Origin of the sequence: Thermococcus sp. PK, from assembly GCF_000430485.1 — an archaeon.
In the GTDB taxonomy this organism is placed as follows: Archaea; Methanobacteriota_B; Thermococci; order Thermococcales; family Thermococcaceae; genus Thermococcus_A; species Thermococcus_A bergensis.
Map to the genome: position 1 here is coordinate 405,495 of NZ_KE387149.1, position 10,981 is coordinate 416,475.

General features: G+C 44.3%; 12 protein-coding genes, 1 tRNA gene and 1 pseudogene. 9 read left to right on the forward strand and 5 right to left on the reverse strand.

Annotation, left to right across the window (positions count from 1 at the left end; all coding sequences use genetic code 11):
• Window positions 1–286 precede the first annotated feature (286 nt).
• The 4 genes from THEPK_RS04095 (at window position 287) to THEPK_RS04110 (ending at window position 4,025) form a co-directional block, all read left to right on the forward strand.
• The gene (locus tag THEPK_RS04095; protein ID WP_042698661.1) at window positions 287–718 is read left to right on the forward strand and encodes an EVE domain-containing protein; all 432 of its coding nucleotides are present in this window, start codon (window positions 287–289) and stop codon (window positions 716–718) included.
• Between the two features lie 452 nt (window positions 719–1,170).
• Window positions 1,171–1,629, forward strand: a complete 459-nt coding sequence (locus tag THEPK_RS04100) for a hypothetical protein (RefSeq protein WP_042698663.1) — start codon at window positions 1,171–1,173, stop codon at window positions 1,627–1,629.
• A 42-nt stretch (window positions 1,630–1,671) separates the two neighbouring features.
• Complete coding sequence (locus THEPK_RS13355) at window positions 1,672–3,189, forward strand: CGP-CTERM sorting domain-containing protein (RefSeq protein ID WP_042698666.1); 1,518 nt, start codon at window positions 1,672–1,674, stop codon at window positions 3,187–3,189.
• Window positions 3,190–3,236: 47 nt separating this feature from the next.
• Complete coding sequence (locus tag THEPK_RS04110; protein WP_042698670.1) at window positions 3,237–4,025, forward strand: 4-phosphopantoate--beta-alanine ligase; 789 nt, start codon at window positions 3,237–3,239, stop codon at window positions 4,023–4,025.
• Here THEPK_RS04110 and THEPK_RS04115 read toward each other — a convergent pair.
• Both THEPK_RS04115 and THEPK_RS04120 read right to left on the reverse strand, forming a co-directional pair.
• Window positions 4,022–4,750 carry a helix-turn-helix domain-containing protein gene (locus THEPK_RS04115; RefSeq protein WP_042698673.1) on the reverse strand — a complete coding sequence of 243 codons (729 nt, stop codon included), beginning with the start codon at window positions 4,748–4,750 and terminating at the stop codon, window positions 4,022–4,024. The genes THEPK_RS04110 and THEPK_RS04115 overlap by 4 nt on opposite strands.
• 143 nt (window positions 4,751–4,893) lie before the next feature.
• Complete coding sequence (locus tag THEPK_RS04120) at window positions 4,894–6,147, reverse strand: aminotransferase-like domain-containing protein (protein ID WP_042698676.1); 1,254 nt, start codon at window positions 6,145–6,147, stop codon at window positions 4,894–4,896.
• A gap of 260 nt (window positions 6,148–6,407) precedes the next feature.
• On the opposite strand from THEPK_RS04120, the gene THEPK_RS04125 reads away from it, so the two are divergent.
• A complete protein-coding gene (locus tag THEPK_RS04125) occupies window positions 6,408–7,376 on the forward strand; it encodes a ribose 1,5-bisphosphate isomerase (protein ID WP_042698678.1) in 969 nt (322 codons plus the stop codon).
• A 62-nt stretch (window positions 7,377–7,438) separates the two neighbouring features.
• Here the strand turns inward: THEPK_RS04125 and THEPK_RS04130 are convergent, their stop codons facing one another.
• Entirely contained in the window at window positions 7,439–8,473 is a 1,035-nt protein-coding gene (locus THEPK_RS04130; protein ID WP_042698680.1) for a DUF3226 domain-containing protein, read from the reverse strand.
• A 44-nt stretch (window positions 8,474–8,517) separates the two neighbouring features.
• A complete protein-coding gene (gene taw3, locus THEPK_RS04135; RefSeq protein ID WP_042698682.1) occupies window positions 8,518–9,132 on the reverse strand; it encodes a tRNA(Phe) 7-((3-amino-3-carboxypropyl)-4-demethylwyosine(37)-N(4))-methyltransferase Taw3 in 615 nt (204 codons plus the stop codon).
• A gap of 142 nt (window positions 9,133–9,274) precedes the next feature.
• Here taw3 and THEPK_RS04140 point away from each other — a divergent pair.
• A tRNA-His gene (locus THEPK_RS04140) sits at window positions 9,275–9,351 on the forward strand.
• Window positions 9,352–9,388: 37 nt separating this feature from the next.
• On the opposite strand, the pseudogene THEPK_RS13770 reads toward THEPK_RS04140, so the two are convergent.
• Window positions 9,389–9,526: pseudogene (locus THEPK_RS13770) on the reverse strand (type II toxin-antitoxin system CcdA family antitoxin); the annotation flags it as partial.
• 60 nt (window positions 9,527–9,586) lie between these two features.
• On the opposite strand from THEPK_RS13770, the gene THEPK_RS04145 reads away from it, so the two are divergent.
• Genes THEPK_RS04145 through THEPK_RS04155 form a run of 3 tightly spaced genes read left to right on the forward strand, consistent with a single transcriptional unit; the run spans window position 9,587 to window position 10,933 of the window.
• Window positions 9,587–10,054 (forward strand): amino acid permease, encoded by a 468-nt coding sequence (locus THEPK_RS04145; RefSeq protein ID WP_198011286.1) that lies wholly within the window; start codon window positions 9,587–9,589, stop codon window positions 10,052–10,054.
• Window positions 10,055–10,082: 28 nt separating this feature from the next.
• Entirely contained in the window at window positions 10,083–10,505 is a 423-nt protein-coding gene (locus THEPK_RS04150; RefSeq protein WP_042697966.1) for a hypothetical protein, read from the forward strand.
• Window positions 10,506–10,555: 50 nt separating this feature from the next.
• Window positions 10,556–10,933 (forward strand): hypothetical protein, encoded by a 378-nt coding sequence (locus tag THEPK_RS04155; protein WP_042696758.1) that lies wholly within the window; start codon window positions 10,556–10,558, stop codon window positions 10,931–10,933.
• The last annotated feature ends 48 nt before the right edge of the window (window positions 10,934–10,981 follow it).

The following is a 10,981-nucleotide window of genomic DNA, read 5'->3' on the forward strand; positions in this document are numbered from 1 at the left end:
GGCTTGCATGTTCCCCCCTTTCTTTTTCTGTGGTAGTGTCTGGGATTTAAACCTGACGCCCCACTGCTTATCCTGACAGTATCGTTGCTGGTTTTACAAAAACATCTTTTCCCTCCTCGAAAATCCTTCTCAATAATGGCTTTGGTACGGGAAAAGTTGCTCCAATGATAGTCTCCCCTTTACTCATCAAAATCACCTCCAATCATCTTGGTTTCCTAAGAATAAATAATTTTTGGAAGAGCAATCCTTATTTAGAACTTCAACATAAAAAACTTAGGTGGTTTCAATGGCGTATTGGCTCTGCATAACGAATAGGGATAACTGGAAGGTTATCAAGGAGAAGAACGTTTGGGGCGTGCCAAGGAGGCACAAGAATACCATTGCCAGAGTAAAACCCGGAGACAAACTCGTAATTTACGTAAAGCAGGAAAGAAAAGATAAGCAAATCCTTGAGCCGAAGATCGTGGGAATTTTTGAGGTTGTGAGCGAGCCTTATGAGGATTCAAGCAGGATTTTCAAGAGCCCACCGCACTTGAACGAAACCTATCCGCTCAGGGTGAGGATCAAGCCCATAAAGCTTGGAGAGGTTGAGTTCAAGCCTTTAATTCCAAAATTGAAGTTCATTACCAATAAGAAGAAGTGGAGCGGGCATTTAATGGGCAAGGCAATGAGAGAAATCCCGGAGGAGGACTATGAGCTAATAAAGAGCTTGTTGTGAAATTCAGGAGAACTCCCAATCAAAATACCAGCGTAGCGAGATACAATAGATAACAAAAGGCTTCAATGAGCAACGGTACTTTTTTCTTTTATTTGAGAACAAGTGTGAAGAAATTTCTCCAGGAAAATTTACATGATCAAGCACGAAAATACACGGGGTAGAGGTACAAATGGGGAATCATGAAGAAAAGAAATTTGAACAGTAACCGATGACGCATAACAATTGCTGGTGAGATTGCTATGTTTGAGAAAACAAAAGATTATTAAGCTTCTTTATGAAGTACTTAACAGAGCGGGGATGACAGTGGGGTTGTAACCGATGACAACGTCTCCGAGGAAAACCGTCTGTTTGGGAAATAAAGCCTAAAGAAGGGAGTTTGATGTTAGTAACCGATGATGAGTGTCATCCCAGCCGAGTGGTGACGACGTTTATCCCCACCTGAGGTGTAGAAAATGTTCGGATTTTTTAAAAAGAAAAGGAAATACGGTTCCTTGATATACGTAAGCGAGCCCACGATTATTTATCATACTCAAACCGAGAAGGTAGTGCTGAAAGTTATTGAGGAAAAGCTTAACTCAAACAACTTCATCATCCCCTCCGATTATGGACTAAAGCCTACCCACCACATGATAAAAGACGCAGAGGTATTTGTTGCCATTGGGATAGTCGGTAAGTTTACATCTCTCGTCTGCAGAGAGATAAAAATCGCACAGGAGCTTAAGAAAAGGATATACACAATAAACGTAGCAAGGAAAGGCGATATGGTTTATTATGATTTCTTTGAAGGCATTCCTGATGATATCGAGTGGCTAAGTGAGGAAGAGACTAGAAAGCTCTACGAGGAGTTCAGAAGAGAAGAATTCTCAGGCTTCATGAAAGTCTTCCTGGGAGATAGAAAAAGACAGTGGTAAATCTTATTTAGGAGAAATCAAAGATACCTTTTGGTGAATTCCATGAAAAAATTAGTGATCTTTGCCTTTGTAGTAGTATTATTTCTGTTGCCATTTACACATGCCCATGAGCTGGAGTATCTTACATGGGGCGGTAATGAAGTCGACAGTGGAGTGGCTTACCTCCCTGGAGAAGCATACTCAATCTTGGTAGGTTCCACGAAAAGCTTCGAAGATGTGAGAGCCGGTTTTATTGTTAAAGTTGATGACAAAGGGGGCTTAGGATTTCAAAGGCTCATCTACTCCTCCAAACCAATTTCCATCAAGGACGCAGTCCTTTATGAAGACCGGATATATTTTGCGGGGCAGGTGGGTTCCATAAGCTTTCAAGATGCCAATGCATTTGTGGGAGCATTCAGTGCAGATGGTGAGCTTCTCTACTTCAAAACTTTTGGCAGGAGCCTTAATGACGGTGTCGAAGCCATAGATATAGCGAATGACAGAATTTACGTGGCGGGATATACAACTCCCACAGGAAGCATTCAACGGGCATTTCTAGCTGAGCTGTCACTCAATGGTCACGTAAATTGGGTAGTTGAATTCGGAAATGAAAATGCCAAAGCAACTGCAGTAAAAGCTACTTCATCCCATATCTACGTTGCTGGATCTTATGACAAAGGCGTTTTTGTCTGTGCCTTTGACCTAACCGGAGAACTGAGATGGGCTAGAGCATATCCACTGAAGGAAGTAAGGGCAGTGGAATTCAAAGACAACTACGTATATGTAGCCGGAAGCACAGGGGATAAGATAGGGTTTGGGAATGCATTCATACTGATAATCTCTCAAAACGGAGATACAATCTGGAAAAAGCAGTTTGGAATAGGATATGGAGATGAGTTCGTTTCCATAATGTTCAACAACTCCGAAATAATTCTTTTGGGCTCCAGCGGCAATTTTACCTCTGGCAATCACGACGCTCTTCTTTCAAAGTTCGATGAATCGGGAGAGCTGCAGTGGTTCGGGATAATCCAAGGAGGGAAAGAAGATATGGTGGCCAAAGGAATTCTAAAAGACGGTGTGATATATGCAGCAGGTTACACAGAAGATGTCTCCAAAAAGTTCATTGTTCCCAGTGTTTCAGAGGTTACATGGGAAACACTATATGGGTCTCTTGACATACCGGAAGAAAAATATTCACCTGAGCCCAAGAAAATAGCCCTGGAGTCTTCCGACTATGAAGTGCACATAAAAACGGTCAGCGGAACATTGAACTCTCCAAAAAATGGCGACGCATGGTTCTTCAGATTTGGAAAAGAGAAAACTATAGCCGAAACAACCACTTCAACAACTGAAACAACCTCTTCCACATCTACAACAATCACAACAACTCAAACTACACAATCACAAACCACCACTTCTTACACCACTACAACGGATACATCCTCCACACCCCAATCTTCCTCAACAACCCCAACATCTACCTCTTCAACTACGAGTGAGGAAAGCAAAGGTATTTGCGGACCTTCGGCACTTGTGCTCTTTACACTGGTTTCTCTGCTCTGGAGAAAGAGAAAGAGATGAAAGAAAGGCTTTTATTTTCTTTCCGTTATATTCCCGTGGTGATAAAAATGGCGAAATTTTTTGTCCCGAAGTCGCATCCCAGGTATTGGAGCCTTTACTACAGACATAAACTGGAAGAAGCCCTTGAAAAAGGCATTTTAGCTACAGCAGGGCTAATTGCTCATGGAAGGGGGGAAGCTTTTGATTATCTTATCGGGGAAACAACTATCGAACCAGCAGAAAAAGCCATGAGAGCTGCAGTCGCAAAAATTCTTTTAGCCGAGCACCCAGTGCTTTCAGTAAATGGAAATGTGGCGGCACTGGTTCCAAAGGAGACAATAGAGCTTGCAAAGGTCCTCAATGCAAAACTTGAGATAAACCTCTTCTACCGGACAGAGGCAAGGGTTAGGGCAATAGCAGAAGAGCTCAGAAAATATGACCCGGAGATTGAGCTTCTCGGCATAAACCCAACCAAAAGGATCCCAAACCTAGAAAGCGAAAGGGGCAAAGTTGATGAGAACGGCATATGGAAAGCAGATGTTGTCGTTGTACCATTGGAGGACGGGGACAGGACAGAAGCGCTCGTAAAGATGGGCAAGTTCGTTATAACAGTTGACCTAAACCCCCTCTCAAGGAGCGCAAGAATGGCGGATATAACTATAGTCGACAACATAGTGAGGGCATACCCAAGAATGATTGAGCTTGCCAAGGAGATGAAGGAACTCCCTAGAGAGGAACTTGAAAAAATAGTGGCGGAATACGACAACGGGAAGGTACTCAGCGAGGTCTTAATTCATATGAAGGCTAGGCTGGAAAAATTAGCCGAAGAAGGTATTTGGAGGAGAGAAAATCTTTAAATTTTTTCAGCTTTTTCTACTAGAGCCCTTAGGCTTACAATTAGCTCGTTTTCGTCTTTGGCATTTGATATTACCAGCGGAACTCTCTCCCTCTCCGCTATTTTTACAGCGAGTTCATCAAGCTTTTTGACTCCATGGAGGACAACTACCGCCGGCTTCAGCCCCTGAACCCTTATGGCAATCATTGGGCTTCTTCCCGTGGTCACCTTGGTAAAGACTAGTGCCCTTTCAGTAGTCCATCCATAGAGCTTCAAGAACTCGTCGCTGCTCATTTCTAAAATGGCCTGTATGCTGTCTATAACAGTATAGCCGTAGATTTTTCTCCCAAGAAGGTCTTCGTTTGCGACGATTTCTCCCTTTACTGCCTCAACTATATCAGCAACTGTAACGGGGAACGCAAACTCCCTTATGTCGAGAATAGCATCTGTGGGGAGATCACTACCTATAGTCCTGCTAAAAGCCCTTATGACATTCCCTCCCCGCTTCTCATCTATCTCAAGAAGGGCCTCAACAAACTTCCTAATCGTGGAAGCACCGGGGCTTTTCCTTCTGCCGCCTTCATAATCGCTGATAACGGAAGAGGAAACGCCAAGAAACTCGGCAAGTTCAGTCTGACTTATGCCAAATATTTCTCTCCACTTTTTCATGGTCTTTCCGGGATCAGAAGATAGGGTTATTTCCCCAGCAATTCTTTTTGCCAGAGCTTCCTTTTCTTTCTCCAACATAATTAATTCCTCACATTAAGTTGTTATAAGTCTTTCGGCAATTGACTATAAAAGGGGGTAATAACCCGCCCGAGTTCATTGACTCCGCCTTCGGCGGTGCTCCCCGGGCAGGAATACTTGGAACTTTTCATTAATAACCTTTGCTATTTCTTCATTTCCTCCTTTATTGTCTCGGCAAGCCTTTTTATACCTTCTCTGATCTTCTCCTCTGGAACATAGGTGAAGTTAAGCCTCATTGTGTTCTTGACATCCCTGTGGGCGAAGAAAGCCTCCCCCGGAACATACGCGACGCCTTTTGCAACGGCCTTCTCAAGCATTAGCTTTGTATCAATCCCCTCGGGAAGGGTTACCCAGACGAACATTCCGCCCTCCGGCTTTGTCCACTTAACGCCTTCAGGCATGAACTCTTCCAAGGCCTTCAACATTGCATCCCTTCTCGGCTTGTAGAACTCAATTATATTTGGTATGTGATTGTCGAGGTGGCCTCCCTCCACGTACTTCCACGCTATAACCTGGCTGAAGGGGTTTGTACAGAGGTCAACGCTCTGTTTGGCTATCTCGAGTTTTCTTATCAAGTGTGGCTCTGCCGCTATCCATCCAATCCTAAATCCTGGAGCAAGGATCTTGGAGAACGTTCCCAGGTACATAACTCTGCCCTCGTCGTCCCATGCCTTAATGGGTTTTACTGGTTCGCCGGAATAGCGGAGCTCTCCGTATGGGTTGTCTTCAACTATCAGGAAGTCATACTCGCTCGCAAGCTCAAGAAGCCTTTTTCTTCTCTTTTCACTCATTGTAACGCCAGCTGGGTTCTGGAAAGTGGGTATTGTGTAGACCAGTTTTACTTTCTTCCCCTCTTTCTCCAGTTCCTGCAGCTTCTCCTCGAGGAGATCAACCCTCATTCCTTCATCGTCAAGCGGTATTTGGACAAATTCGGGCTCATAGTACTTGAAAGCCTGGAGTGCGGCGAGATAAGTTGGGGCCTCGACAACAACGATGTCACCCGGATTTATGAAGACCCTGCCAATTAAGTCAAGGGCTTGCTGTGAGCCGCTTGTAATCATAATGTCTACCTTAGAGATTGGAATATCATATCTCTTTCTCATCCACTCAGCCAATGCAAGCCTCAAAGGAGTAAAACCTTTTGTAGTTCCATACTGAAGGGCTTGGGCTGCGTGCTTTTCAAGAACCTCTTTAGTAATTTCCGCAATTATCTCTACCGGGAAGGTCTCCGGTGCTGGAAGACCCCCAGCAAGTGAAATCACGTCTGAAGACTCAACAAGTTTTAAAAGCTCCCTAACCTCCGAAGCTTTCATTCCAAGGGCTTTCTTTGAGAAGTATTTTTCGTAATCCAAAGTCGGTGCCTCCAATTTTTCCTTAAGTCTCTTCTCAAGCTCCATCTCAATCGTCCTCCATGTGGTTTATTTAATGTACTAAAATGAACACATACCCTATTTTATACATTGAGAGTTTTGTTGCAATTAAATATAAAGCTTTCGGCGTTGGTCGGAAATGTGCTTTATATTTGTAAAAACTTAAAGTGCAAAATATTTATGTACATAAAAGAACATATAAAAACATCAACGAGCAGAAATTGGGACTGTAAGAGTGAGCTATATAAACCCGTTTGGGAAATTAGGATAACAACGGAGGGATCGAAATGCCCGTTATAAAAGAGGTTTTGGAAATAGCGGAGAAAATAAAGACGATGGAGATAAGAGGAGCAGGAAAAATAGCAAGGTCAGCAGCTTATGCTCTGCAACTTCAAGCTGAAAACAGCAAAGCAAAGAGTGCGGATGAGCTCTGGGAGGAAATTAAGGAAGCAGCGAAGATTTTATACCACACAAGGCCAACTGCAGTTTCTCTTCCAAATGCCCTGAGATACGTCACATATCGTGCAAAAGTAGCATATAAAAGCGGTGCTGACTTGGAGGAGCTTAGGTTCATAGTTATAAATTCAGCAAAAGAGTTTATACACAACTCAGAAAACGCCGTTAAAAGAATAGCTGAGTTTGGTGCAAAGAGAATTGAAGATGGAGACGTCATAATGACCCACTGCCACTCAAAGGCCGCTGTTGGAGTTATGAAGAAGGCATGGGAAGATGGAAAAGACATCAAGGTCATCGTAACCGAGACAAGACCAAGATACCAAGGAAAAATTACCGCAAAAGAGCTTGCTGAAGCGGGAATCCCTGTCATCTACGTCGTTGATGGGGCCGCAAGACACTACATGAAAATGACAGACAAGGTTGTTATGGGTGCAGATTCAATAACGGCCAACGGTGCCGTTATAAACAAGGTAGGGACTGCCCTACTTGCTTTAACAGCAAAAGAGCACAGAGTATGGGTGATGATTGCAGCGGAAACCTATAAGTTCCATCCGGAGACGCTCTTAGGCCAACTGGTCGAAATAGAGGAGAGAGATCCATATGAGGTTGTTCCAAAAGAAGAACTTGAGACATGGCCCAAGAACATAATTGTCAAGAACCCTGCATTTGATGTTACACCGCCGGAGTACATTGACGTTATAATCACCGAAAAGGCCGTCATTCCGCCTTATGCTGCAATAGACATACTGAGAGAAGAATTTGGATGGGCGCTCAAATACACCGAGCCATGGGAGGACTGAAGTCTTTTCTAGGCCTTTCCACTTTTTCTTCCGAAAGCCTTGCCGTTCACGTCGGGAGGAAGTCAGAACAGTTCCTCCATCTTCTCATACAGGCGGGCTCTTTTAAGGACTTTTTCTACCTTCCACTTGGGAGTGCGCATTATCATCATCTCATAGAAGCCCTCAAGGTTGCCCCAGAACTTTTGAGCCGCCATGGCGAGGTATATAACCTCCTTCGGCTTGAGCTTCCTTCCAAGGTCAACACACAGTATGTTTATGGCCCTCTCGAGACTTTTGAATGCCCTGCTACCACTGAGGATAGCCAGCATAAAATCCTCAACAGTCGGCTTTTCCCACTCTATGCAGGGTCCGAGTTTGATCCTCGTTCCTATAAGAAGGGGCACTACCACTGTTTCTCCAACCTGGAAGTTCTCACCTTGCCTTTCAGAGGCAAAGGATGACAGCTTACCAGTTATTGACTGTATAACCCCCTCCTCGTCCTCATCGATGTCAATGGCAACACCTATCTTATCCACATTAAAATCAAAAACATCCATCGCTCTGAGGAAGTTGCCAAGGTTCCTCACGACGCCAGAGTTGCCCTCACTGGGTATTATCGCAAGATATGTCCCCTCACGTACTATAAGTTCGTAGTTGTCCTTATCAAAGAGAGTTTCAATTGATTTTAGGGCCTTGGGCACGTTTCTAGAGTTTCCTCGCGTGCGTGACTCTGTGAAGCCAAAGACCTTCTTATAAGCAGCCTTAAAAAACTTGGAATCCGTTTTTCCCTCCACAAATAGAACGGAAACTTTCTCTTCCCCTTTGAAGTCACCACCACGGAGGTCGAAGTCTAGGTATTTCCTGAGTTCGAAGGCCTCCTTAAAAGTGAGCGACTTTCCGGTGTCCGAGTAAACCAGAACGTTATCTTCTCCCCTAAAGCGGGCTAATAACATGTCTATCAGCTCTAAACTGGCAGTAACTAAAACCTCCTCGCCCGTGAGGGAAGAAACGAAGGTCTTAAGTTCCTCTCTGGTCTTGCCGTACTCAGGGAAGAGTATTTTCTCATGGTTCCTCTCTTCAAGTGCAGATTGGTAATTCTTTCCGGTAATCACTATCATTCCAACCACCACGTTCTGCAAAGCACATATGAGCACTGCAGGGATTAAAATGAGCCCTGGACTTCATAAAAGAGCTCGTCCTCCCCAATCTCCTCTTTTAGCTTTTTGAAATTCTCTCCAAGCCGTGATAATCTTGATTTGCTCCGCTCGAGCATTTCATTTGCTAATGCAATTGAAAACTCAAGGTATTCGTCGCTTATTAATATTTTCCCATCTCTGCCGAGAGGGGCGGTTAAGTATTCGGTGCCGTTTATCTCCACCAGGACTTTCTCTTTACCCAAGGCTTTGAATGTGGTGTACTTAAAGCCCGAAGAAAGGCCAATCTCATGAAGCTTTTTCCCTATTTCTAGGCTTTCTCCAACTACGTGAAAAATCGGTGGCTGAGCTTTGAGGAATATCATTCCTTTCTGAGCAGCTTTTAGACTTTCTTTTGCTTCTTCGAACGTTATTGGGGCATGTTTCTTGATGAGCCACCTTGACAGCGGCTTGGCCCCTATTTCGGGCTCTTCGATTATTCCAACCCTTCCTGAGCAGGAGCTTGTTGTGTAGACTCCTTTTATTGAGTTGATGAGCAGAAGAAGGTCCATTATATCACTATCAACTTTACCCTCGTTTATTGCTGTGAAGAGTGATTTTAGAGCTTCCCTCTTCGCTCTCATGTAAAGCTCACCCCCAAAGGCTCTTATCCTTGATAAAACTTTGACAATAGGGCCAACTGGTCATTAATCTATTCTCAGCACTTTTTGAGCATATTCTGGCGAAAAGTTTATAAAGATATCCCAGATAGCTAAAGTGGACATGGCCGGGGTGGTGTAGCCTGGTTAGCACAGGGGACTGTGGATCCCCTAGCCCGGGTTCAAATCCCGGCCCCGGCCCCAGAACAACACTTCTCCCAAAATACAACGCCTTCAAAACTTCTTCAAGCAAACGAGACATGTTAATGTTATTTTTCTTCGCAAACTCCACCAAATCAGCTCGGATTGTCACCGTCACATTCCGCTTCCTTGCACCTTTCTGTACATCACCCGTGTAAATACACGTGTTCGGTTCCATAGCCTGGCCCCAAAAAGGGTTTCCATATTTGCCCTCGGTTGCCACTCCATTATTCCCGACGTGTACAAGGGTCTTGGTAGCTATGAAGAGACCAAGAAAATCCTCACATGGGCGTTCATTATACCAACCGCTATCTACGCCCTGTTCATGGCATCATTCCTGCTCGTCTTTGGAAAGGAGACTCCCCAAATAGCCACTCAAGCTCTCGAAAACCTCTTCGGGAAAACGGGTTTCCTCGTCGGTAACTTCATACCCTTCTTTGCAATAACTACAAGCTACATTGGGCTTGGCCTCGCACAGCTAAGCAATATGGAAGAATACCTTGGCATGGATAAAAAGCTAGCGTGGGCAATAACAGTAGTTCCACCATTGGTAGTTTATCTCTTGGGAGTTGGAGACTTCGTGAGTGTTCTTGGTCTTGTTGGAGATACCGGCGATCTAATGGCGTTCATAGTGCTACCCCTCGTCCTCTACATAACGCACAAACTTGGATTTGCAAATGTTGAGGGAGAGGTAGAGGCAGGATGAGCTTTTTAAATTTTTCTTTTTTTGGGGCGTGTTTATAGTAACCTTTATTAGGGTTTTTGCTGAATTCTTTCAGGTGGTTGTCGTGATCCCCAGATGGGATCACAGACTCAAAGACCCTGAAAGCGTGGCATTCGCAATTCTTGACGTTTTAGCAGACTTCGAATCAGAAGGAAAGCTGAAGAACCTGCCAAAATCCAAAAAATTTCCAGTAAAAACAATACTGGCAATACTCCTCTTTAAACAATACTACAACCTACCCCTCAGAGACGCCCAGCACTACGGCAGAAAATTCTTCGGAGCAAACATTCACTACTCAACCCTCCACAACTGGGAGAAAAAGCTGAACCTCGAAGAACTGACAAACCACCTCCTGAAAAAACTCCAGAAATTACCCTACGCCAGCACTCAAGCAGACTCAACCATTATCACAAATAAAAAAAGGGTAGGATAGAAGTTCAGGCAATAACGAGAATCCTGCCGGGTTTACTGTATCCGGTTGCTGTGAAGATCACAACTTCTGAGAACGAGCTGATTGAACTCCTGCCGGGGGGTTCTGGGAATTTTTATGCTGATGGGGCTTATGATTCAAAGAAAGTTCTGAACACTGTGGTGGAAAAGGGTTATCGGCCGATTGTTAAGAAAACTAAGAACGCTCCAGGTGGTTTTGGTAGTAAGAAGAGAGACAGAGTGTTTTCTGAAGAAGAGTACAGGCATAGGAATCCTCATGAGGGGTTCTGGGGTGCGTTTACAACGTGGTTTGGCAGTAGGATCCCCTGTTTTCTGAAAAAGACTACTGTAACCCGAATCCTGCTTGGGGTAATGTGTTATGGTCTGAAAATCCTCCTCAGAGTCAAATACTGTTTAAATAACAGGGGGTGAAACTAAACACGCCCTCTTTTTTTGGTAGCCTATCTGTATCGAGAACTA

Excerpts from the sequence above, each read along its gene's own strand:
- THEPK_RS04095 (WP_042698661.1), top strand. The coding sequence starts at position 287 with ATGGCGTATTGGCTCTGCATAACGAATAGGGATAACTGGAAGGTTATC.
- THEPK_RS04100 (WP_042698663.1), top strand. The coding sequence starts at position 1,171 with ATGTTCGGATTTTTTAAAAAGAAAAGGAAATACGGTTCCTTGATATAC.
- THEPK_RS13355 (WP_042698666.1), top strand. The coding sequence starts at position 1,672 with ATGAAAAAATTAGTGATCTTTGCCTTTGTAGTAGTATTATTTCTGTTG.
- THEPK_RS04110 (WP_042698670.1), top strand. The coding sequence starts at position 3,237 with ATGGCGAAATTTTTTGTCCCGAAGTCGCATCCCAGGTATTGGAGCCTT.
- THEPK_RS04115 (WP_042698673.1), bottom strand. The coding sequence starts at position 4,750 with ATGTTGGAGAAAGAAAAGGAAGCTCTGGCAAAAAGAATTGCTGGGGAA.
- THEPK_RS04120 (WP_042698676.1), bottom strand. The coding sequence starts at position 6,147 with ATGGAGCTTGAGAAGAGACTTAAGGAAAAATTGGAGGCACCGACTTTG.
- THEPK_RS04125 (WP_042698678.1), top strand. The coding sequence starts at position 6,408 with ATGCCCGTTATAAAAGAGGTTTTGGAAATAGCGGAGAAAATAAAGACG.
- THEPK_RS04130 (WP_042698680.1), bottom strand. The coding sequence starts at position 8,473 with ATGATAGTGATTACCGGAAAGAATTACCAATCTGCACTTGAAGAGAGG.
- taw3 (WP_042698682.1), bottom strand. The coding sequence starts at position 9,132 with ATGAGAGCGAAGAGGGAAGCTCTAAAATCACTCTTCACAGCAATAAAC.